At 64.3% G+C, this 21,598-nt stretch carries 18 protein-coding genes; 10 read left to right on the plus strand and 8 right to left on the minus strand.

The window, feature by feature from the left end; genetic code table 11:
• Positions 1-766: 766 nt before the first annotated feature.
• Entirely contained in the window at positions 767-1,585 is an 819-nt protein-coding gene (locus tag ACK4OE_RS18110; protein ID WP_409886693.1) for an SDR family NAD(P)-dependent oxidoreductase, read from the minus strand.
• Positions 1,586-1,705: 120 nt separating this feature from the next.
• On the opposite strand from ACK4OE_RS18110, the gene ACK4OE_RS18115 reads away from it, so the two are divergent.
• Both ACK4OE_RS18115 and ACK4OE_RS18120 read left to right on the plus strand, forming a co-directional pair.
• Positions 1,706-2,671 carry an SMP-30/gluconolactonase/LRE family protein gene (locus ACK4OE_RS18115; RefSeq protein ID WP_409886695.1) on the plus strand — a complete coding sequence of 322 codons (966 nt, stop codon included), beginning with the start codon at positions 1,706-1,708 and terminating at the stop codon, positions 2,669-2,671.
• Between the two features lie 168 nt (positions 2,672-2,839).
• A complete protein-coding gene (locus ACK4OE_RS18120) occupies positions 2,840-3,775 on the plus strand; it encodes an aldose 1-epimerase (RefSeq protein ID WP_409886697.1) in 936 nt (311 codons plus the stop codon).
• Between the two features lie 139 nt (positions 3,776-3,914).
• Here ACK4OE_RS18120 and boxA read toward each other — a convergent pair whose 3' ends face one another.
• The 4 genes from boxA to ACK4OE_RS18140 all read right to left on the minus strand — a co-directional run bounded on the left by boxA (position 3,915) and on the right by ACK4OE_RS18140 (position 9,624).
• A complete protein-coding gene (boxA, locus tag ACK4OE_RS18125; RefSeq protein ID WP_409886699.1) occupies positions 3,915-5,192 on the minus strand; it encodes a benzoyl-CoA 2,3-epoxidase subunit BoxA in 1,278 nt (425 codons plus the stop codon).
• A gap of 148 nt (positions 5,193-5,340) precedes the next feature.
• Positions 5,341-6,768, minus strand: coding sequence for a benzoyl-CoA 2,3-epoxidase subunit BoxB (gene boxB, locus ACK4OE_RS18130; protein WP_409886700.1), 1,428 nt, complete (start codon positions 6,766-6,768; stop codon positions 5,341-5,343).
• A 26-nt stretch (positions 6,769-6,794) separates the two neighbouring features.
• The gene (boxC, locus tag ACK4OE_RS18135) at positions 6,795-8,465 is read right to left on the minus strand and encodes a 2,3-epoxybenzoyl-CoA dihydrolase (RefSeq protein WP_409886702.1); all 1,671 of its coding nucleotides are present in this window, start codon (positions 8,463-8,465) and stop codon (positions 6,795-6,797) included.
• Between the two features lie 220 nt (positions 8,466-8,685).
• Entirely contained in the window at positions 8,686-9,624 is a 939-nt protein-coding gene (locus ACK4OE_RS18140; RefSeq protein WP_409886703.1) for a helix-turn-helix transcriptional regulator, read from the minus strand.
• A 287-nt stretch (positions 9,625-9,911) separates the two neighbouring features.
• Between ACK4OE_RS18140 and ACK4OE_RS18145 the strand changes: the two genes are divergently transcribed.
• From ACK4OE_RS18145 to ACK4OE_RS18160, 4 genes are read left to right on the plus strand one after another with little or no spacing between them, the layout of a single operon-like run.
• A complete protein-coding gene (locus ACK4OE_RS18145; protein ID WP_409886705.1) occupies positions 9,912-10,379 on the plus strand; it encodes a DUF4863 family protein in 468 nt (155 codons plus the stop codon).
• A 46-nt stretch (positions 10,380-10,425) separates the two neighbouring features.
• The gene (locus ACK4OE_RS18150) at positions 10,426-11,976 is read left to right on the plus strand and encodes a 3,4-dehydroadipyl-CoA semialdehyde dehydrogenase (RefSeq protein WP_409886706.1); all 1,551 of its coding nucleotides are present in this window, start codon (positions 10,426-10,428) and stop codon (positions 11,974-11,976) included.
• Positions 11,977-12,016: 40 nt separating this feature from the next.
• Positions 12,017-13,567, plus strand: coding sequence for a benzoate-CoA ligase family protein (locus ACK4OE_RS18155; protein ID WP_409886709.1), 1,551 nt, complete (start codon positions 12,017-12,019; stop codon positions 13,565-13,567).
• Entirely contained in the window at positions 13,564-14,364 is an 801-nt protein-coding gene (locus ACK4OE_RS18160) for an alpha/beta fold hydrolase (protein ID WP_409886711.1), read from the plus strand. Before ACK4OE_RS18155 ends, ACK4OE_RS18160 begins: the two co-directional genes overlap by 4 nt.
• Before the next feature lie 32 nt (positions 14,365-14,396).
• Here ACK4OE_RS18160 and ACK4OE_RS18165 read toward each other — a convergent pair whose 3' ends face one another.
• Positions 14,397-15,089, minus strand: coding sequence for a Crp/Fnr family transcriptional regulator (locus ACK4OE_RS18165; protein WP_409886713.1), 693 nt, complete (start codon positions 15,087-15,089; stop codon positions 14,397-14,399).
• 141 nt (positions 15,090-15,230) lie between these two features.
• Between ACK4OE_RS18165 and ACK4OE_RS18170 the strand changes: the two genes are divergently transcribed.
• From ACK4OE_RS18170 to ACK4OE_RS18185, 4 genes are all read left to right on the plus strand, one after another.
• Positions 15,231-16,151 (plus strand): 3-keto-5-aminohexanoate cleavage protein, encoded by a 921-nt coding sequence (locus ACK4OE_RS18170; RefSeq protein WP_409886715.1) that lies wholly within the window; start codon positions 15,231-15,233, stop codon positions 16,149-16,151.
• A 65-nt stretch (positions 16,152-16,216) separates the two neighbouring features.
• Positions 16,217-17,209, plus strand: a complete 993-nt coding sequence (locus ACK4OE_RS18175) for a Bug family tripartite tricarboxylate transporter substrate binding protein (RefSeq protein ID WP_409886738.1) — start codon at positions 16,217-16,219, stop codon at positions 17,207-17,209.
• Positions 17,210-17,220: 11 nt separating this feature from the next.
• The gene (locus ACK4OE_RS18180; RefSeq protein ID WP_409886717.1) at positions 17,221-18,162 is read left to right on the plus strand and encodes a 3-hydroxyacyl-CoA dehydrogenase NAD-binding domain-containing protein; all 942 of its coding nucleotides are present in this window, start codon (positions 17,221-17,223) and stop codon (positions 18,160-18,162) included.
• Between the two features lie 53 nt (positions 18,163-18,215).
• Entirely contained in the window at positions 18,216-20,015 is a 1,800-nt protein-coding gene (locus ACK4OE_RS18185; RefSeq protein ID WP_409886719.1) for a feruloyl-CoA synthase, read from the plus strand.
• 162 nt (positions 20,016-20,177) lie between these two features.
• On the opposite strand, the gene ACK4OE_RS18190 is transcribed toward ACK4OE_RS18185, so the two are convergent.
• Complete coding sequence (locus ACK4OE_RS18190; protein ID WP_409886720.1) at positions 20,178-20,672, minus strand: HU family DNA-binding protein; 495 nt, start codon at positions 20,670-20,672, stop codon at positions 20,178-20,180.
• A gap of 250 nt (positions 20,673-20,922) precedes the next feature.
• A complete protein-coding gene (trhA, locus tag ACK4OE_RS18195; protein ID WP_409886722.1) occupies positions 20,923-21,570 on the minus strand; it encodes a PAQR family membrane homeostasis protein TrhA in 648 nt (215 codons plus the stop codon).
• Positions 21,571-21,598: the final 28 nt, after the last annotated feature.

Raw genomic sequence — 21,598 nt, forward strand, 5'->3', positions numbered from 1 at the left:
CAGGCGCCCCCCCGTCTGCGACCCCTTCGCTGCGCTACGGGGCGACCTGCGTCGGGGCGGTTGCGGGGTGCGCCGCAGAACTCACTTCGCGCTGGCGCGCTACGTTCAAACAACTGCGGCGAGCTAGACAACGAGGCATGCGCGCTCCGACGCGCATGCTCACCCCGCAACCGCCCCGACGCAGGCGCAGCCAGCAGGGGTTTGGACAGCCGGACAGCCAAACATCCACACGGGCCATTGCTTCGCTCGGCCCAGGCTGCGCAGTGCGTGGCGCTTGCGCCCGCGAGGTGGTGCCGAGCGCAGCGAAGCGAAGCAATGGCCCGAGTGGATGTTTCTCCCCAATCCCCTCTGTATGCGCCGAGGAGCGCAGCGGGCGGGGTGGCATGTGTGCCGAAGGACACACATGCATCGTGGTCTAGCTCGCCGCAGTTGTTTGAACGGAGCGCGTCAGCGCGCAGTGAGTTCTGCGGCGCACCCCGCCCGCGGGCACCACAGGTTGCCCCAGCGCGCAGCGCTGGGGACGCAGACAGTGGGGTCGCCTTTTCTTTGGTGACTTTCTTTTGGCGAAGCAAAAGAAAGCAACTCGCATGCCGGGCGACTCCCGGCCTCCGCCCCCAGCACAGGCATGCGGCTCAATCCGCGAGCTCGCGAGCGACGACCAGGCTTCGGCAAGCTCAGCCCGAACTGAGGAATGAGAAAATACTACGAAAAATATAGCTACTAGCGCTTGATGGATAAGCGCTAGAGCCCAATTTCAATCAAAAAATCAAACCCACCCCGCATCCACCTTGAACTCCTGCGCCGTACACATCGCCGCATCATCCGACGCCAAAAACAGCACCATCCGCGCAATGTCATGCGGCCGAAGCTTGTCCGGCAAACACTGGTTGCGCGCCAACTCCTTCTCGCCCTCCGCATCGAGCCACAGCTTGATCTGCCGCTCCGTCATTACCCACCCCGGCGACACCGTATTGATGCGGATGCGGTCTTGTCCCAGCGTCTTGGCCAGCCCGCGCGTGAGGCCGTTCACCGACGACTTGGCAATCGCATAGCACGGGTAGCCCGTGCCCTTGCCCTGCCAGCCGGTGGACCCGAGGTTGATCACCGACCCCGCACCCAGCCGCTTCATGCCCGGCACCACCGCCTGGATCGCGAAAAACGCAGGCCGCTCGTTGATGGCCATGCGTTCGTCGTAGTACGCGGGTGTCACCGACTCCAGCGTATGGCGGTCGTCGCTGGCCACGTTGTTGACCAGGGCTGAAAAATCGCCCAGCTCCGCGGCGGCATCTGCAACGGCCGCTTGCAGCGCCGCCACGTCGCGCACATCGCACACGCGCCACCAGGGGGGCGGCATGCCGGCGTTGGCCAGTTGCTGGGCCAGGGCCTCGCTGGCTTCGCGGGCCACGTCTACGAAGGCCACGCGGGCGCCTTGTTCGGCGAATGCGGCCACGATGGCGGCGCCGATGCCGCTGCCGCCGCCGGTGACAAACACCGAGCGCCCACGCAGGCTCGGGAAAGAGGCCAGGCCTTGCGGTGCGCCCGAGGCGTCCGTAGAGCGGGAAGAAGGGGTGAAAAGTTGTGACATATTGAAATTGCAATCAATCAATGAGAAATAAATTAATTTCAAGCATCAATTGGCGTTGATAAGATGCCGCCCGTCAAGTACCTTGCTGCTTGCCCCATAAAAAAATCACCGGAGACAAGCGTGAACCACACCCATTCCTCGCCAGCATCGGCTGCGGGCGCCACCACGGCCACCGCCCCCGCCTTTTCTGCACCCACCACCGGGCCGGTGCGTTGTGTGCAGACGCTGGGCCATGAACTGGGAGAGGGGCTGTTGTGGTCGGTGCGCGAACAGGCGCTGTATTGGGTGGACATCCTCCAGTGCGAGCTGCACCGCTGGGACCCCGCCAGTGGCGCGCACCGGCGCTGGGTGTTTGACGAAGAAGTCTCGGCCCTGGCCGAACGCGCCACCGCCCCTGGCCTCATCGTGACCCTGCGTCGGGGCTTCGCGCTGTTTGACCCAGCCACCGATGCGGCCGCCCGCTACCTGCACAAACCCGAGCCCGAGCGCGCGGGCAATCGCTTCAACGACGGCAAGTGCGATGCACAGGGCCGCTTCTGGGCGGGCTCGATGGACTTTGCCTGCCAGGCCCCCACCGGGGCGCTTTACCGCTACGACCCCGATGGCCGCTGCACCCGCTACGACGACGGGTTTGCTGTCACCAACGGGCCCACCTGGTCAGACGCAGGGCAGGGCGCGGCGATGTATTTCAACGCCACCATCGAAGGCATCACCTACCGCTACGACAGCGACTCGGCCACGGGCACCGTGTCGAACAAAACGGTATGGAAGCACTGGCTACCCGCTGACGGCCTGCCCGACGGCATGACCACCGATGCCCAGGGCTGCTTGTGGATTGCGCACTGGGGCGGCGGGTGCGTGACCTGCCACGACCCCGTCACCGCTGCAGAACTGGGCCGTGTGACTTTGCCAGTAAGCCAGGTCACCACCTGTGCCTTTGGCGGCGCCGACCTGCGCACGTTGTTCATCACCTCGGCGCGGGTGGGCCTCACGCCCGAGCAGCTTGCCGCCGAGCCCCTGGCCGGGGCGGTGTTTGCGGTGGACACCGACAGCCTTGGTGTGCCCGCCCATCTGTTCGGCGGCTAAGAGCAGCGAACAAAACTCTTCTGGCGTCGTTGCAGCGTCTTGTCGTACTGCCCGTACTTCCTGCGACGCAGCGCCTAGCCAGAACCGCTTCGCTGAGTTTTGCTAGCCGCCCTAAGCCTTCGCGCCGCCCGCAGTCTGCAATTCATTCACCTTCCAGAAAGACCGCCCATGACCGAGGCCTCCCACCCCATCGTCTGGCTGCACCACGCCGGCCAGCATCTCGGCCTGGTGCCCTCGCTGGGCGGCAGCGTTGCCGCCTGGCAGATCGACGACCCGCACGATTCGCAAGACACCCCGGCGCGCATCGACCTGTGGCGGCCGTGGGATGGCAACACGCCCGACCTGTACCAGATGGCCTCCTTTGCCATGGTGCCCTGGTCCAACCGCATCAGCGGCGGCGGATTTGAACACGCCGGGCAGTTCCACCCCATGCAGCCCAACCGGGCGGGCGAGCCGTACCCCATCCATGGCGACGGCTGGCTGCAACCTTGGCAACTGTCGCAGCCCGCCCCCGACACGCTGGTGATGACGCTCCGATCAACGTGCTTCGATGGCAACCCTTACGACTACGAGTCGGTGCAGACCTTTCGCCTGGTCGATGGCGGGCTGGACCAGGACGTGGTGGTGCGCCATCGGGGCGCGCAGCCCTTGCCGTACGGCATCGGCGTACACCCGTGGTTTCCGCGCACCCCGGCCACGCGCATCACCGCGCCGGTGCAGGCGGTGTGGCTGTGTGGCGACGACCCGCTGCCCACCGAGCACACCACGCAGTTTCCGCCCGGTTGGGATCTGAACCACGGCGCGTCTGCCCATGGTGATCTGATCGACAACGGCTACACCGGCTGGGGCGGCACCGCACAGATCGATTGGCCGGAGCAGGGGCTGAAACTGACCGCGCACATGCCGGACTTTGACAAAGACGGGGGCATCGACCAGCACTACTGCCTGGTCTACCGCCCACCGCAGGGCCCCGCGTTCTGTTTTGAGCCCATCACCCAGCCCATCGATGCGTTCCACATGCCGGGTCAGCCAGGCCTGCGGGTGCTGGCGCAGGGCGAAGCCTGCGCATTGCGGGTGCAATGGCGGGTGAGCGCCTTGGTTTGATCCATCCACCGGGCATGGTGGAGATTTACTACCGAAAATATAGCTACTAGCGCTTGTTGGATAAGCGCTACAGGCCGATTTGGCTATAAATTTTCTGAATCCTTGAGTGTCCGAGAGCACCGAGCAACAGCTCAGCAGCTCAATAGGTCTCCAGGTGCAGCCGCCCTTCGCGCTTCAGGGTGTTGCCCAAGGTTTCCCAGTCAGCGCCTGACTCGTTGGCGATGTCGCGCAGCGCCATCACCACGCCTTCTTCCATGCTCTTCAAGCCGCATACATAGAAGTGGCTGTTGCCATCGCGCAGCAGCGCAGCCAGGTCGGCGGCTCGCTCGCGCATCAGGTCCTGTACATAGCGCTTGGGTTGCCCCGGCGTGCGCGAGAACGCCAGGTTGATGTCGATGAAATCCTTGGGCAGGTTCTGTAGGGGGCCAAAGTACGGCAGCTCTTGCTGCGTGCGTGCGCCAAAAAACAGCATCAGCTTGCCACCCTCAAACTTGCCGCTGCTGCGCAGGCGCCTGCGCCATTCGGTCATCGCGCGCATGGGGGCGCTGCCGGTGCCGGTGCAGATCATCACGATGTGCGAGCGCGGGTGGTTGGGCATGAGGAACGAGCTGCCAAACGGCCCCACCACCTGCACCGCGTCGCCCACCTTCAGGTCGCACACATAGTTGGATGCAATGCCGCGCACGGCGTTGCCGTCGTGGTCGGTGGTCACGCGTTTCACCGTCAGCGCCAGGTTGTTGTAGCCGGGCCGCTCGCCATTGCGCGGGCTGGCCACCGAGTACTGGCGCGCGTGGTGCACCTTGCCCAGCGCATCGGTACCGGGCGGGACGATGCCGATGGACTGCCCCTCCAGCACCGGGAACGGCATGCTGCCAAAGTCCAGCACCACGTGGTGCGTCTCGCTTTCAAAGCCCGCCTCGGTGCAGTTGAAGTTGCCCACCACGGTGGCCGTGGTGGGGCTCTTGGGTGGGAACAGGTTGGTGTAGGGGTGTGCGGCCGACCAGGGTGGCACCGTGGCGCCGTACTGGGCCGAACTGAAGGTCTGCGCGCCGGGCTCTACAGCCACTGCCGCGGTGGTTGGCACCGCCGCATCTGATGCGGGGGGCGCAATGCCGTCGGCGGCCAACTGGTCGGGCGGGAGTTCGGGCGGCAGCTCCTCCCAGGTCAGCTGTTCTTCAATGCTGTACGCGCGCGCCAGCGGCATGGTGCGCCAGTTGTCGATGGAGCCCGTGGGGCAGGGCGAGATGCAGGCCATGCAGCCATTGCACACATCGGCCCGCACGACATAGTTGTTGTCGTCGTGCGTGATGGCGCCCACGGGGCAGGTGGCTTCGCAGGTGTTGCAGCGGATGCAGATCTCGGGGTCGATCAGGTGCTGCTTGAGGATGCCGTTGTCGATCAGCGTGGCAGTGGTCATAATTTTTCTTCCAACAAGTATCCCGCTACCTTTGGGCGATGCCTGAGAGCCTGCGCGGCCCATACCAGTGCCACCGCGGAACCGGCTTTGCCGGGCCGCTGGAGGCGTCCCCCCTCGGGGGGGAAGCCGCGCAGCGGCTCAGGGGGGCTCAATTGAACCGCACGTATTCAAAGTCCACCGGTTGGCGGTTGATGCCCATGACCGGTGGTGCAATCCAGCCCGCAAACTTGCCGGGCTCGACCACGCGGCCCATCAGCGAGGCGACAAACGCAAAGTCCTCCGGCGTGGGCAGCCATTCGGCCTTGCGTGCAGTCCATTCCGCCTCGCTCACCACGCGGCCGTCGGGCGACATCTTGATGCCGGCCAGCGCGCCGATCTGGCGGTTGAACGCCTTGTGCGGTACGACCAGGCGCATAGGGATGCCCGCTTTTTCCAGCACCTTGTTCCAGCGGCCCACACCTGCCATCGAGTCCTTGATGAAGTCGTCGCGCAGCACCTCATTCAATGCGTTGAGCATGGGCACGTCTTTCTCCAGCAGTTGCCCGTTCACCACTTCCAGCACCTTGTACGTCTGGCCCTTGAGCACGTGGTCGTCCGTGCGTTTGCCTTCCTCATACCGGCCCTTGAGGCCTGAGCTGTAGAAGATGGCGGCGTTGCTGGACTGGTCCGCGCCGAACAGGTCGATGGTGACGCTGTAGTGGAAGTTGAGGTAGCGCTGGATGGTGCCCAGGTCGATGGCACCTGCCGCACGCACCTGGGCGGGGTCGTCGGTCTTGAGGTCGTTCATCACCTGCGCGGTGCGCGACAGCACGCGCGACACGCCGCTCTCGCCCACAAACATGTGGTGGGCTTCTTCGGTGAGCATGAACTTGGTGGTGCGCGCGAGCGGGTCGAACGCGCTTTCGGCCAACGCCGACAACTGGAACTTGCCATCACGGTCGGTGAAGTAGGTGAACATGAAGAACGCCAGCCAGTCAGGCGTTTTCTCGTTGAAGGCGCCCAGGATGCGCGGGTTGTCCACGTCGCCCGAGGTGCGCTGCAGCAGCGCCTCGGCCTCTTCGCGGCCATCGCGGCCAAAGTGCTTGTGCAGCAGGTACACCATCGCCCACAGGTGGCGGCCTTCTTCCACATTGATCTGGAACAGGTTGCGCAGGTCGTACATGCTGGGCGCCGTGAGGCCCAGGTGGCGCTGCTGCTCCACCGACGCGGGCTCGGTGTCGCCCTGCGTCACGATGATGCGGCGCAGGTTGGCGCGGTGCTCGCCAGGTACGTCCTGCCAGGCCTTCTCGCCCTTGTGGTCGCCAAAGTGGATTTCGCGGTTGGCATCGCCCGGGTTCAAAAAGATGCCCCAGCGGTAGTCCCGCATCTTCACGTGGCCGAACTGCGCCCAGCCATTCGGGTCGACGCTCACGGCGGTGCGCAGATAGACCTCATGGTTGGTGGAGCCCTCGGGGCCCACGTCGTCCCACCAGTTGATGAAGTTGGGCTGCCAGCCTTCGAGCGCACGCTGCAGCGTGCGGTCTTCGCCCAGGTTGACGTTGTTGGGGATCTTCTCGCTGTAGTTGATGCTGCTCATGGTTTGCTCCTTGAGGGATGGTGTTCTTAGACGCGGTTGAGATCGAAGCCTGCTTTTTGGCCGGTGCCGTAAACCTTCAATGCACCCTGCGCGCCCACTGCATTGGGGCGGTTGAAGATCCAGTTCTGCCAGGCGGTCAGGCGGCCAAAAATGCGGGTGTTCATGTTCTCTTTGCTCGCAAAACGCAGGTTGGCTTCCAGGCCCGTCAATGCGTCGGGCGACATGGCCGCGCGCTCTTCGATGGCGATGCGGATTTCGTCGTCCCAGTCGATGTCGTCGGGTGCCGCGGTGACAAGGCCGAGCGTCAGGGCCGCGTCCGCATCCAGCGGCTTGCCTGCGGCAGAACGCGCGGCTTCCAGCGGGGCGGCTTCTTCATAAAAGCGGCGCTGCAGGCGGCTTTGGTCGTTGACCAGCGGCAGCAGGCCGAAGTTGAATTCGTTGAGGATGAGCCGGGGTGCACGGTCGGCGTCGTCGGGCAGCGCCAGCATGTAGGTGCGGTCTGCCGCAAAGGCCAACTCAGCCAAAGACCCTGCAAAGGCCGAGCCTGGCTCCACCAGCGCGAAAAGGCTGCGCGATGACACGTCCAGCCGCGCAAACGTGCGGCGCAGCGCGCCGATGGTTTCGCGCACCAGCCAGTGGTCCTTGTGTGCCACCAGGGCGGCGTCGCTGGCCAGCACGGCCTGCGCGTCACCTTCGGTCTTGATCAGCCAGGTGCCGATGTCGAGTTCGTTGGTGCGCAGGTTCAGGATGGCGTCGTCCAGCTGGCGCGCCATGGCCAGCGGCCACCAGTCGGCGCCTGCGGCCTCTATGGCCGCGATGTCGGTGGGTTGTGGGCCGGTGGGTGCCTTCACGGTCAGTGTGGCGGTGCGGCGTGTGCGGTCGATATCGACGGTGACGTGGGTGTAGCGCAGGCTGTCGGCGCTGTCTTCTCGCTGTATGCGTGTCAATGCCACACCCTTTGCGCTCGCGGGGCGGTGGCTGTCTTCAGCCAATTTGTCGGCGCGCGCTTGCACCGTGGCAGCGAACTGTGCGGGCTTGGCAATGGCATCCACCAGGCGCCAGTCCACAGCGCGCTGTCCGCGCACGCCTTCGACGCTGGTGCAGAAGATGTCGGCCAGGTCATGGCGCACATGGCGCTTGTCAGTCACCCGGGTCAGGCCGCCCGTGCCGGGCAAGACGCCGAGCAGGGGCACTTCGGGCAAGGACACGGACGACGACCGGTCATCCACCAGCACGATTTCGTCGCACGCCAGCGCCAGTTCATAGCCACCGCCTGCGCAAGAACCGTTCACCGCCGCCACGAACTTGAGGCCCGAGTGTTTCGACGAATCCTCGATGCCGTTGCGCGTTTCGTTGGTGAACTTGCAGAAGTTCACCTTCCACGCGTGGCTAGAGACGCCCAGCATGAAGATGTTGGCGCCCGAGCAGAAGATGCGGTCTTTGGCACTGGTGACGATGACTGAGCGCACAGCAGGGTGCTCAAAACGAACGCGGTTGAGGGCGTCGGCCAGTTCAATGTCCACGCCCAGGTCGTAGCTGTTGAGCTTGAGCTTGTAGCCCGGGCGAATGCCGCCGTCTTCGGCAATGTCGAGCGACAGGCGCGCCACGGCGCCCTCCACCGCCAGCGTCCAGTGGCGGTACTGCGTGGGGTCGGTGCGGTAGTCAACGCGGGCAGGGGCTTGCGTGGATTCGGTCATGGTGTCTCCGTTTAATCGTCAGCAGGAATAATAGTGCATGTATTTGCTATTGATGTGCATCATCATGCATATCAACAGGCAAGTCAATGCATGTCACCCATTTCTGTCAGTCTTTTGGAGGGAGACCCGGCTGCGCCTTGCGAGAGCAGGGGGGATGCCGCCAAGGGCGGCCCGTGGAGAAGGGGCGCAGCGCGTGGTGGCGGCCCCTATCAGGGATGGATCAGGCGGTCTGGGCCATCACCTTGCGCACGCCCGCCTGCAGTGCCTGCAGGCTTTGGTCCGGCGTCTGGCCCGAGGTGTCGATGGTGATGTCGGCCTTGGAGTAGAAGGCCGCGCGGCCGTCCAGAATGCGCTTGAGGTCGTCCATGGCCTCTTTGCTGGCGGCCATGGGGCGCATGTCGCCCTGCGCCACCACGCGCCCCATGTGTTCCTCGGGCGCGGCACGCAGCCACACGGTGGTGCAGTGCGCCAGGAGTTCGTTGAATGTGGCGGGGTCGGACACGATGCCGCCGGGCGTCGCAATCACCACTTCGCTGTGAATCTGCACGGCTTCTTCCAGCGCGCGGCGCTCGTAACGCCGGTAGGCGGTGGTGCCATACAGGTCATGAATCTCCCGCACGCTGCAGCCCGCCAGGGTTTCGATCTCGCGGCTCAGTTCAATGAACGGCACATCCAGTTGCCGCGCCAGCAGCGGGCCCAGCGTGGACTTGCCGGCCCCGCGCAGGCCCACCAGGGCAATGCGCCGGTGGCGCGCGGTGTCTTTGCTGCCACCGCTGAGCAGCTCGTGCAGCGCCAGGCGCACGCGGTGCAGCTCGGATTCGCTGCGGTGCTCCAGCAACTCGCGAATCAGCAGCCATTCGGGCGACCGGGTAGTGAAGTCGCCCAGCAGCTCGGCCAGGGGGCATTGCAAGGCTGCCGCCACCTGCTGCAGCACCAGGATGGACGCGTTGCCGGTGCCGTATTCCAGGTTGGCCAGGTGGCGCTCCGACACGTCGGCCGCCGTTGCCACCGCCTTGCGCGTGAGGCCGCGCTGCGCGCGCAGGTTGCGCACGCGGTCGCCCAGCGCCACCAGCAAGGGGTTTTTGGCATCTTCGGCGGAAGGTGCTGCAGGCTCCGGCGTGCCGGGGGCCAAAAGCGCTTCCTCTTGCTGTTCGTTCATGTCCATCCTCATTCACAGGGCTGCCATTGTCCAACGCTGTCATCCGCGCGGGCGCTACCCACCGGGTCTTTTCTCAAAACGGGTGGTTCCATGCGCGCAGCAGGCGATCTCGCCTGCGATTAATGCAATATGCACTATAGTGCTTGACGCCGGTTTAATAGCGCTCTATTGTTCTGTTGTTTGCAAAATACTTCACATCTTTGGTTGGCGCAAGGGCATACATCAAGATAGCTGCGAATGCCTGAGCAGTGCCTTGCCCCGCGCCACATTGCAACCGGGAGAGCCCCATGTCCAGCAAAGCCGCATTCCATCAGTCGCTGGCCGACCTTACCGGCCAGATCGCCGGGCGTCCCCTGAACGCGGAGTTGGCCGACTGGCTCAACCAGACCCATGGCGCGGCCAGTACAACCTATCAAACCCTCAAGGATGCCTGCATCCAGGGCGTTGCCGAAGGCTGGCTTTGCGAGCGGGAGGGTGCTGGCATTCGCTATGGCCGCGTGTTCAAGGCGGACGACACACTGCACCGCTTCTCGGTCGACGTGGTGGACATGCACAACATTGCCGGTCCCCACCACAGCCACCCCAGCGGCGAAATTGATCTGATCATGCCGCTGGAGGGCGACGCCACTTTCGATGGGTACGCGGCGGGCTGGTGTGTCTACCCACCCGGCAGTGCCCACCACCCCACCGTGGCGCAGGGACGTGCGCTGGTGCTTTATCTCCTGCCTGAAGGGCAGATCCAGTTCACCCGCTAGCGGCGGGGCCGATCTCCCGCCTCCGATTCACCCCCGAAAGAACAGAATGACAGAAATCCTCGCCAACTTTGCTGCCGGACGCTGGCAGACCGGAACCGGCCCGGGCGCTGTGTTGACAGACCCTGTGCTGGGAACCGAATTGGTGAGGGTGGATTCGACGGGGCTGGACTTGGCCGAGGCGTTTGCTTTTGCCCGCGACCAGGCGGGGCCTGCGCTGCGCGCCATGACCTACCGCGAACGTGCGGCGCTGCTGGGCGCCGTTGTGAAAGTGCTGCAGACCCACCGCGACGCTTACTACGACATTGCCACCGCCAATGCGGGCACCGTCAAGAACGACTCGGCCGTGGACATCGACGGCGGCATCTTCACCCTGGGCCAGTACGCCCGCTGGGGTGATGCATTGGGTGATGTGCGTGCGCTGCGCGACGGCGACGCCACCAAGCTCGGCAAGGAACCCGTGTTCCTGTCTCAGCATCTGCAGGTGCCCGCGCGCGGTGTGGCGCTGTTCATCAATGCCTTCAACTTCCCGGCGTGGGGGCTGTGGGAAAAGGCGGCGCCTGCCTTGCTCTCTGGGGTGCCGGTCATCGTCAAACCTGCTACCGCTACCGCGTGGCTCACGCAGCGCATGGTCAAGGACGTGGTGGATGCCGGGGTGTTGCCCGCCGGGGCGCTGTCGGTGATTGCAGGCAGCTCTGCGGGGCTGATGGACCAACTGCAACCGTTTGATGTGGTGTCGTTCACGGGGTCGGCAGAAACCGCAGGCGTGATCCGCTCACATCCGGCAGTCGCGCATCGCTCGGTACGTGCCAACATCGAAGCAGACAGTCTCAACAGCGCCCTCCTTCTGCCTGACGCAACACCTGGTTCGGACGCGTTCAACCTGCTGGTACGCGAAGTGGTGCGGGAGATGACGGTGAAATCGGGCCAGAAGTGCACCGCCATCCGTCGCATTCTGGTGCACTCAGCTGTCTATGGTGCGGCGGCTGAGGCCATTGCGGCCAAGCTCGCCAGCGTGACGGTGGGCAATCCCCGCAATGAGGGCGTGCGCATGGGGTCTCTGGTCAGCCAAGCGCAACTGCGGGCGGTGCGCGAAGGTATTACAAGCCTGAGCACCCACACCGAAGTTCTGCACGATGGGCGCAACCAGCCGCTCGTGGACGCGGACCCGCGCGTTGCCGCGTGCATCGGGCCCGTGTTGCTGGGCGCGCGCGATGCGGACCAGGCCCATGTCGTGCATGAGTTGGAGGTGTTTGGCCCGGTGGCCACGCTGGTGTCGTACCGCGATATGGACCACGCGCTGGCGCTTGCGCAACGGGGGCAAGGGTCGCTGGTGACTTCTTTGTACGGCGCCGACGACGTGGCACTGGCCCAGGCCGCCGTGCAGGTGGCTGCCAGCCACGGCCGGGTGCACGTCATCACGCCGGATGTTGCGCAAACCCACACCGGCCACGGCAACGTGATGCCCATGTCGCAACATGGCGGGCCGGGCCGCGCAGGCGGTGGTGCCGAGCTGGGCGGCTTGCGTGCGCTGGACTTCTATCACCAGCGCAGTGCCGTGCAGGCCAGCCCGGCCGTGCTGGCAGCGCTGGGGCTCTGATCCGATCACGTGGGCGTAGCAACAACAAGGAGACAACCCCATGACAACACTTTCAGATCGGTTCAATTTTGCCGAGCACCTGTTTCAACTGAACCGCGCGCGGGGCACCAAAACAGCCTATATCGACGACCGCGGGCATCTGAACTATGGCGGACTGGAAGACCGGGCGCGGCGTCTGGCCTCGGTGTTGTTGGCGTCTGGCATCCGCCGCGAGGAACGCGTGTTGCTGCTCATGCTGGACACCAACGACTGGCCGGTAGCGTTTCTGGGCTGCCTTTACGCCGGGGTAGTGCCAGTGGCCGTCAACACGCTGCTGACGGCAGACGACTACGCCTACATGCTGTCCCACAGCCGGGCCCAGGCCGTACTGGTATCTGGCGCGCTGCTGCCGGTGCTGCGCGAGGCCATGGACAAGGCACCACATGAAGTGGGCGCGCTGTGGGTGTCTCAACCCACCGGCGAATTGCCTGCAGGCGCCACCCACATGGAAGACGCGCTGGAGTCTGCATCCGTTGCCCAGTCGCCGGCAGCCACCGCGCCGGACGACCCAGGTTTCTGGCTGTATTCATCGGGCTCCACCGGCAAGCCCAAAGGCACCGTGCACACCCACGGCAACCTGTGGTGGACTGCAGAGCTATATGGAAAGCCGGTGCTGGGGCTGAATGAGCAAGACACCTGCTTTTCTGCCGCCAAACTCTACTTTGCGTATGGTCTGGGCAACGCGCTGACTTTTCCGCTGTCTGTGGGCGCCACCGTGGTGCTGATGGCCGAGCGCCCCACGCCCGACGCCACCTTTGAGCGCTGGACGCGGCACAAGCCCACCGTGTTCTTTGGCGCGCCCACCGGCTTTGCGGGCATGCTGGCATCGCCCCGGCTACCTGCACAAAGTGCTGTGGCCTTGCGCATGTGTTCTTCGGCAGGCGAAGCCTTGCCCGCAGAGATTGCTCAGCGGTTCAAGGCCCACTTTGGCTGCGACATCATCGACGGCATCGGGTCCACGGAGATGCTGCACATCTTCTTGTCCAACCGGCCCGGCGATGTGCGCTATGGCAGCACCGGCAAGCCCGTGCCGGGCTACGAGGTGGAACTGCGCGGCGAAGATGGCCGTGTGGTGGCAGACGGCGAAATCGGTGACCTTTACATCCGCGGGCCCAGCGCCGCGCTGATGTACTGGAACAACCGTGAAAAGACGCGCGATACGTTTCAGGGCGGATGGACCAAGAGTGGCGACAAGTACGTTCGGGATGCCGAGGGTTACTACACCTACGCAGGTCGCAGCGACGACATGCTCAAGGTCAGTGGCATCTATGTGTCGCCTTTTGAGGTGGAGGCCACCCTGATGCAGCACAACGCCGTGCTAGAGGCCGCGGTGATCGGCGCACAGGACGCAGATGGCCTCACCAAGACCAAAGCGTTTGTTGTGCTAAAGCAAGGCCATGCCGCATCGGAAGATGAGCTCAAGGGCTTTGTCAAAGAGCGACTGGCGCCCTACAAATATCCGCGTCTCATCGAGTTCTTGCCCGAGCTTCCCAAGACAGCGACCGGCAAAATCCAGCGCTTTCGTCTGCGCGAGCGGGGGCTGCAGACATGAGCGAGGCGACCCATTTGACGCCCATCGTCTGGCGTGATCGCAAGGTGCAGATAGAGACGCGTTGGATCGCTCCGCAGCGGGCTTCAGCGCCGCTGGTGGTGTTTTTGCACGAGGGGCTGGGGTCGGTGGCAATGTGGAAGGACTTTCCGCAACAGGTGTGTGATGCAGGGGGCTTCCGTGGCCTGGTTTTTTCGCGACCCGGCTACGGCAGGTCAACCCCGCGCGCGGCGAATGAGGTATGGGATGTGGACTTCATGCACCAGCAAGCGCATGAGGTGTTGCCCGCCTTGCTCGATGCGCTGGGCATCGCCGAAGCGCCCTGGCTGTTCGGCCACAGCGATGGCGCGTCCATCGCGCTGCTGTTCGCGGCGCGGTTTCCCGAGCGGCTGAGCGGCCTGGTGCTGCTGGCGCCGCACATCATGGTGGAAGACGTCACGGTGAAGAACATCGAACACGCGCGCCAGGCGTACCTGAGCACCGACCTGCCCCAGAAGCTGGGCCGGTATCACGACGACACCGACTCTGCCTTCTGGGGCTGGAACCGCATCTGGTTGGACCCTGCGTTTCGGGGCTGGAGCATTGAAGAGGAGATCGGGCGCATCGACGTCCCGCTGCTGGCCATTCAGGGACTGGATGACGAGTACGGCACCCTGGCGCAGATCCGTGGCATTGCGCAGCGCGTGCCGGGCACCCGGCTGCTGGAGCTGCCGGGCTGCGCGCATTCTCCCCACCGCGACCAACCGCAAACGGTCATCGCCGAGACCGTTGCCTTCATCGCAGCCGCAAAGCGGCGGTGATGGCGCGTGGTGTGCGCAGTTGATAGGTCACATCATTCCACGCGCGCCCTCAACCCCTCCAGGTCGGTAACAGTGATGCCTCCATACTCGATCTCCAGAAGGCCTTGTGTCTGCAGCCGCTTCAACGCCGCGTTGCAGCGCTGCCGCGACACGCCGGACAGGTTGGCGATTTCTTCTTGCGACACCTGCAAGTGCGGGTCACTGCCCGGGTGCAGCCAGGGGTGAAACAGGCCCGCCAGGGCACGGGCCACCTGGCTGTCGGTGTCCAGCAGATGGTGGGCGGTGAAGTTGCCCAGAAACCAGTGCATGCGCTCATTGATCTGGCGCAGCAGAAAGTGGTCAAAGCTGCGCTCGTGGGCGTGCAGCCAGTCAAACGTCTCCACGGGTAACAACGCGACACGGCTGGGGCGCAGCGCAATGATGTCGGCAGTGCGGGGCACGCCGCGCAGCAGCGTGCCTTCGCCAAACCAGCTGCCGGCCGACAGGCCGCCCAGCGTCACCGACCGGCCATCGTCCGATGTCACGGTCCACTTGAGCAGCCCTTCGATCGCGCCATACCAGTGCACCGGCGTGTCGCCGCGTCGGCACAGCGCACCGCCCTGGGGCACATCAACCTCGCGCAGATCGTCGAGCACCCGTTGTTGCGCCGCGTCATTGAGTAACGAAAACCAGGCCGATGCGGTGAGCAGTTCGGCGAGTGTGGGCGAAGCCCGTTTGACCAGCATGGTGAGAGGTTCTCCTGCACGCCAGCCTTGCATGTCGGAAGGCCCGCGTATACCCTGAGTCCAAATGTCATCGCAATGACTGAGTATGTGGCGGCTAAAAAAAATAATGGCCAGCACTACCATTTTCTACCAGTCCACGTGATGACCAAACGCAAAGTCATAGTCACCATTGCACCCACGGGTGGCATGGCCCACAAGTCACAAAACCCGCACCTGCCCACCCAACCGCAGGAGATCGCCGATGACGTGGAGCGCTGCTGGAACGCGGGCGCCAGCGTGGTGGCCATCCACGCTCGGCGGCCGGACGATGGAGCCACCTGCAATGCAGACATCTACCGCGACATCAACACCCGCATCCGCGCCAAGGGCTGCGACATCGTCATCAACAACTCCACCGGTGGCGGAGTGCATGGCGACATGGTCAAGCCCTTGTCGGGAGGCCGCTGGGAGATCGCGTGGGAGGAGCGCATCAAGGGTATGGACGCCGGCGCAGAGATGTGCACGCTGGACGCCACCACGCTCAACCTGAGCTTTGATGGCCGCGAGATCTTGATGGACACACCGCTCAGCAAGGGGCGCGAGCTGGCCTTGGGCATGAAGGCACGTGGCATCAAGCCCGAGTGGGAGGTTTTCAGCCCCACCCACATCCTGCAGGACACCACCACCCTGATCGAAGAAGGGCATGACGACGGCCCCCACTTCATCAATCTGGTCATGAACGTGCACCGCAGTTTTCAGAACGCCATGCCGTATTCGCCCCGCTACCTGCAGATGATGGTGGACACGCTGCCCAGAAACAGCCTGTTCTGCGTGAGCGGCATTGGCCCGTCGCAGCTGGAGGCCAACGTGGCGGCGCTGCTGCTGGGCGGCCATGCGCGCGTGGGGCTGGAAGACAACCTGTACTTCCGCCATGGCGAGATCGCGACCAATGTGCAGCTCACCGAACGCATCGTGCGCATCATCCGTGAGCTGGACATGGAGCCCGCCACCCCCGCCGAAGCGCGTGCGCTGATGGGCTTGCCCCGTGCGCAGGGCGCGCGGCCTGCATTCGCAGTCCATTGACCGCGATTGTTTCTGAATCGATTCCCGCCATCCATCCACCACCTAGAACGAGGAGACAAATGATGATGCACACACGCCGCCAATTCATGAACCAGGTAGGGTGCGCCACGGCGCTGGGGGCTTTGGCTCCGCTCCATGCCTGGGCCCAGACCCTTGAACAGGTCAAGATCTTCTACGGCTTTCCGGCGGGCAGCGCGGGCGACAGCGTTGCGCGCCGGGTGGGCGAAAAGCTGGCCGGATCGGCCTACACCCGCAATGCTGCCGTGGTGGAGAACAAGCCCGGGGCTGGCGGGCGCATTGCGCTGGAATCGCTCAAGAGCGCGCCAGCAGATGGCAGCGTGCTCACGCTGTCGCCGTTCTCCTGCACATCGATTTACCCGCACATCTACAGCAAGCTGAGTTACGACCCCACCAAGGATTTTGTGCCGGTGTCGATTAGCGCCGTCATGCACCATGGCCTCGCCGTGGGCCCCCTGGTACCCGCATCGGTGAAAACGGTCAAGGACTTCCTCGCATGGGCCAAAGCGAACCCGGGGCAGGCCAACTACGGCTCGCCTGCCGCAGGGTCTACGCCGCATTTCATCGGCGCCCTGCTGGGGCTGAACAACGGCGTGGACCTCAAGCACGTGCCCTACCGCGGCTCCATCCCCGGCGTGACCGATGTGGTGGGCGGGCAGATCGCCTCCATGGTGACGCCCAGCGGCGATTTCATCCCCAACCACAAGGCCGGCAAGCTGCGGCTGCTGGCCGCCTCCGGCCATGCCCGCTCGCCGTTCTCGCCAGATGTGCCCACGTTTGCAGAGCAAGGGTTTCCTGAACTCACGACCGAAGAATGGTTTGGCTTTTACGCTCCCGCAAAAACGCCTGCTGGCGTGGTGGCCGCAGCCAATGCGGCGATCAATGCTGCCATCAAGGAGAAATCGGTCATCGACAGCCTTGCCGTGGTGGGCTTGATCGCCAGGGGCTCCACCGCCGCCGAAATGCAGGCCTCGCAGCAGGCTGAGTTCGAGCGCTGGGGGCCGTTGGTCAAGAAGATTGGCTTCACTGCCGAGTCCTGAGGACGCGCGCCATGGCGTTGAATGTGAAGCGAGTGGCCGTGGTGGCCACCGGTGTGATTGGCGCCAGTTGGGCCGCCTGCTTTCTGGCGCGCGGGCTGGATGTGGATGCGACCGATCCATCGCCCGGTGCCGAGCAGCGATTGCGTGATGCTGTGCAGGCGCATTGGGTAGCGCTTGCGCAGCAAGGCCTTGCGCCAGATGCCAGCGTGGACCGCTTGCGCTTTCATCCGCACATGGAGCGTGCGCTGGAGCACGCCGACTTTGTGCAGGAAAGTGGCCCCGAGCGGATCGACTTCAAGGTGGAGTTGTTTCGCGCCATGGATGCAGCAGCGCCCGCGCACACCATCCTGGCCTCCAGTTCGTCGGGCTTGTCGGTCACTGCCATGCAGAGCGCTTGCCGCGTGCCCGAGCGCGTGGTGCTCGGGCACCCGTTCAATCCACCCCACATGATTCCGCTGGTGGAAGTGGGTGGCGGGCAGCAGACCTCGCCGCAGGCGGTTGAAGATGCCATGGGGTTCTACGCTGCCATCGGCAAGCGCCCGATCCACGTCAAGCGCGAAATCAAGGGCCACATTGCCAATCGGCTGCAGGCTGCGCTCTGGCGCGAGGCGTTTCACTTGGTGAACGAGGGTGTAGCCAGTGTGGCGGATATTGACGCCGCCATTGCCCACGGCCCCGGGCTGCGGTGGGCGTTGATGGGGCCATTCATGAACCTGCACCTGTCGGGTGGAGAAGGCGGCATCGCTCACCTTCTGGACCATCTGGGTGGGCCGATTGAAGACTGGTGGCGCGACCTGGGTGCACCGTTGATGAGCGTGGACCTGCAGCGCCAGGTGGTCGAAGGCGTGGCGCACGAGATCGGCGAACGGCGCACCGGCGACATGGTCCGTGCGCGAGATGCCCTGCTGATCGATCTTCTGCGGGCCAAACAATCGTCCGGCGCACTGGATTGAGTTCCGCCAAGCAAGGCATCCCAACCAACTAGATATTGATTAAAAAACAAGCCATGCACCCCCCATTCCTGGACGACGAAAACCAGAAGGCACCGCCAAGCACGGTGCTGACGCCATTTGACGATGGATCTTTCACACTGCGGTCGCCCGTGGCGTTGCGGCCCTACGCACGCTGTGTGGGCGATTGGCTGGAGCGCTGGGCGCGCGAAACCCCAGAGACCCTGGCATTGGCGGAACGCGATGAGCGTGGCGAACAATGGCGCGGTCTGACCTATGCAAAACTGCGCGCCCAGGTGGGCGCTGTTGCCCAGTCACTGCTGGACTTGAAGTTGCCAGCTGGGCAACCCATCGCCATCCTTTCTGACAACGCGGTGGACCATGCCGTGCTCATGTTGGCTGCCATGCACGTGGGGATCACGCCGTGCTCGCTGTCGAGTGCGTATGCGCGCTCCAAAGACTTCAGCCGGTTGCACAGCATGCTGTTGGCACTGCAGCCCAGCCTTATTTATGCGTCGGATGCCAGGGTGTACGGACCCGCACTGGCAGGCTTTGCAGGCGACGCCGTCAAGGTGTTCAGCCGCCATGTTGAAGCCTGCCCCGGCAGCCTGTCCTTTCAGCAATTGCTCGATGGCACGGAGACATCTGCGGTGCAGCAGGCGTTCGACGCAGTTCTTCCGGACGATCATGCCAAATACCTGCTCACCTCGGGCTCCACCGGCCGACCCAAGGTGGTCATCAACACTCACCGCATGTTGTGCGCCAACCAGCAGATGATGGCGCAGACATGGCGCTTTCTGGCCCACGAGAAGCCCGTGCTGGTGGACTGGCTGCCCTGGAGCCACACCTTCGGAGGCAACCACAACCTCAACATGGTGCTCTGCCACGGCGGAACGCTGTACATCGACGAAGGCCGCCCCGTGCCCGGCCTCATCGACAAGACGGTGCGCAACCTGCGCGACGTGAAGCCCACCCTGCTGTTCAACGTGCCCCGCGGGTTCGACATGTTGCTGCCCGCCCTGGAAGCCGATGACGCCCTGGCTGCTGAAGTGCTTGCGCGCATGCGCCTGGCCTTCTACGCGGCGGCGGCGCTGGCACCGTCCACATGGCAGCGGCTACAGGCGCTGGCGTTGCGTGTTCGGCCCACGCAGCCTCTGTGGTTGACTACCTCCTGGGGCGCTACCGAGACCGCTCCGGCCGTGACCACCGCGCACTGGCAGCTGGACGGGGCGGGCTGCATCGGTGCGCCTCTGCCGGGGCTGGAGCTGAAGCTTGTGCCCAACGGCAGCAAGCTGGAGATGCGGGTCAAAGGCGTTTCGGTGTTCTGCGGATACCGCAATGCCCCGCGCGAAACGGCCGCTGCGTTCGACGAGGAGGGCTTCTACCGCATTGGCGACGCAGGCTATCTGGTGGATGCCGCCCATCCTGAACGCGGCGTAGTCTTTAACGGCCGCGTGGCCGAAGACTTCAAGCTGTCCAGCGGCAGCTGGGTGTCGGTAGGCACCTTGCGGGTCGATCTGGTGTCGGAGTTGGCACCGTTGGTGCAGGACATCGTGCTCACCGGCCATGACAGGGATGAAGTAGGCATGCTCGTTTTTCCGTCTGCTGCAGGGGCGAGTGACCTGGGCAAGCTGCGCGCCGCTGTGCGCAACGTCATGCAGGCGCGCCGTGATGCCGGGGCTGGGTCATCCCAATGCCCCACTCGCGCGCTGGTGATGACATCGCCACCCGACCCCGACGCGGGCGAAATCACGGACAAGGGCTACATCAACCAAGGCGCGGTGCTGTTGCGGCGGGCAGAGGCCGTGGCTGCGATGTATGCAGCCTCCCCACCTGATGACGTCATCCTGGGATGAACCGCAGCTGAATCAGCGGGGCAGTGCATAAAGCGAAAAAGACCAGGTGCCGCGAGGGCACCTGGTCTTTGGCTGTCATCCCCTTGCGGCGCTGTGCCGTTGGTCAGCAGGCTGCAAAAGCGGCGTGTTGACGCGGGTGCGCCGGGGTGATGAGCGGGCTGGTCAGGCCGTTGCGTCCTTGAGCTTCTTCAGCGCGCGGGTCTTGATCTTGACCGCTGCGGGCTTGGCGGGGAACCAGCGCTCTTCACCGGTGAAGGGGTCCTTGCCAAAGCGCTTTTTCTTGGCGGGGATCTGCTGCAGGCCGATCTTCATCAGGCCTGGCAGCGTGAACTCGCCAGAGCCCTTTTTGTGCACGGAGCCCAGGATGGCGGCTTCCAGTGCGGCGAGCACGGCCTTGGTGGCCTTGGGTTCCACGCCCGACTGTTCAGCCAGGTGGGCCACCAGCGTGGTCTTGTTGAAAGCCGTCTTGATGGGCTTCAGTGCGGCAGTGGCAGCCACGGGCTTGGCGGCAGGAGCTGCGGCCTTCTTGGCAGCAGGCGCCGCCTTCTTGGCGGGTGCAGCGGCCTGTTTGGCGACGGGTGCAGCCTTCTTGGCTGCAGGTGCGGCGGCCTTGACGACCTTCTTTGCGGGTGCGGGGGTTTTCTTTGCAGTTGCCATGATGTTGATACTTCTTCGTTGTTCAGAGTTGCTTGATGCCCGCCCGCGTTCACGAGAGGGGCGCCCGATTTTAGGGGTGATGCGATGAACAGCCTATAGCCGAAGTCCTACGCGCTGCGGACCCTTTCAAAAACGCAGCCGTAGTGCCGCGGAATTCGCGAATCGGATGTTACCGACAGACCGCGAAAAACGCCCTCAAGCGGTGCGCCTCGTCAATGCCTCGCGCCGATGAAAACCGCAGGCGCAAGCGTCACGCTGCGGTATGTTCCATCACGCTCAGCACTGCAAAAACATGGCACGTGGTGCCCGCCGCCACACACGCATGCCACACCGCATGCGCGTAGCGCACCGCAGAGTCCAGGGCGTAGAAGATCACGCCCACCGTGTAGGCTGCGCCGCCAATCACCAGCCAGGCGGTGCCCAGTGCGGGCATGGGTTTGATCAGTGGCAGCGCTGCGATCAGCACCAGCCAGCCCATGGCGACATACAAGCCGGTAGACCACAAGGCGTATGGGCTACGCGCCAGCGCCTTCGTCACAAAGCCCGCTGCCGCTGCGGCCCACACCAGCGTCAAGATCACCATGCTTTGTGCCGATGGCGGCTGGCTGAGTGCAAAGGGCGTGTAGCTGCCTGCAATGAAGAGGTAGATCGCTGCATGGTCCAGTTTCAGCAGCCATTGCTTGGCCTTGCCCGGCGGCAGCGCGTGGTAGGCGGTGGATGCGCCATACAACAGCACCATGGTCACAGCAAAAACCATCACACCAGCGTAGGCCCGTTCGCCCGCACGCAGCGCAGATTCCAACAGCTTGGGTGTGGCCAGGCAGGCAGCCAGAAGCGCGATACCGTGGCAGCTGCTGTTGGCGATTTCTTCGCCGGTGTCGGGTAGGTGGTCGTGCATGTCCAGCCGCCCGCGAGGGGTGCGAGGG

Source organism: Acidovorax sp., from assembly GCF_046314175.1.
In the GTDB taxonomy this organism is placed as follows: Bacteria; Pseudomonadota; Gammaproteobacteria; order Burkholderiales; family Burkholderiaceae_C; genus Acidovorax.

Excerpts from the sequence above, each read along its gene's own strand:
- ACK4OE_RS18110 (WP_409886693.1), bottom strand. The coding sequence starts at position 1,585 with ATGTCACAACTTTTCACCCCTTCTTCCCGCTCTACGGACGCCTCGGGC.
- ACK4OE_RS18120 (WP_409886697.1), top strand. The coding sequence starts at position 2,840 with ATGACCGAGGCCTCCCACCCCATCGTCTGGCTGCACCACGCCGGCCAG.
- boxA (WP_409886699.1), bottom strand. The coding sequence starts at position 5,192 with ATGACCACTGCCACGCTGATCGACAACGGCATCCTCAAGCAGCACCTG.
- boxB (WP_409886700.1), bottom strand. The coding sequence starts at position 6,768 with ATGAGCAGCATCAACTACAGCGAGAAGATCCCCAACAACGTCAACCTG.
- boxC (WP_409886702.1), bottom strand. The coding sequence starts at position 8,465 with ATGACCGAATCCACGCAAGCCCCTGCCCGCGTTGACTACCGCACCGAC.
- ACK4OE_RS18140 (WP_409886703.1), bottom strand. The coding sequence starts at position 9,624 with ATGAACGAACAGCAAGAGGAAGCGCTTTTGGCCCCCGGCACGCCGGAG.
- ACK4OE_RS18145 (WP_409886705.1), top strand. The coding sequence starts at position 9,912 with ATGTCCAGCAAAGCCGCATTCCATCAGTCGCTGGCCGACCTTACCGGC.
- ACK4OE_RS18150 (WP_409886706.1), top strand. The coding sequence starts at position 10,426 with ATGACAGAAATCCTCGCCAACTTTGCTGCCGGACGCTGGCAGACCGGA.
- ACK4OE_RS18155 (WP_409886709.1), top strand. The coding sequence starts at position 12,017 with ATGACAACACTTTCAGATCGGTTCAATTTTGCCGAGCACCTGTTTCAA.
- ACK4OE_RS18160 (WP_409886711.1), top strand. The coding sequence starts at position 13,564 with ATGAGCGAGGCGACCCATTTGACGCCCATCGTCTGGCGTGATCGCAAG.
- ACK4OE_RS18165 (WP_409886713.1), bottom strand. The coding sequence starts at position 15,089 with ATGCTGGTCAAACGGGCTTCGCCCACACTCGCCGAACTGCTCACCGCA.
- ACK4OE_RS18170 (WP_409886715.1), top strand. The coding sequence starts at position 15,231 with ATGACCAAACGCAAAGTCATAGTCACCATTGCACCCACGGGTGGCATG.
- ACK4OE_RS18175 (WP_409886738.1), top strand. The coding sequence starts at position 16,217 with ATGCACACACGCCGCCAATTCATGAACCAGGTAGGGTGCGCCACGGCG.
- ACK4OE_RS18180 (WP_409886717.1), top strand. The coding sequence starts at position 17,221 with ATGGCGTTGAATGTGAAGCGAGTGGCCGTGGTGGCCACCGGTGTGATT.
- ACK4OE_RS18185 (WP_409886719.1), top strand. The coding sequence starts at position 18,216 with ATGCACCCCCCATTCCTGGACGACGAAAACCAGAAGGCACCGCCAAGC.
- ACK4OE_RS18190 (WP_409886720.1), bottom strand. The coding sequence starts at position 20,672 with ATGGCAACTGCAAAGAAAACCCCCGCACCCGCAAAGAAGGTCGTCAAG.
- trhA (WP_409886722.1), bottom strand. The coding sequence starts at position 21,570 with ATGCACGACCACCTACCCGACACCGGCGAAGAAATCGCCAACAGCAGC.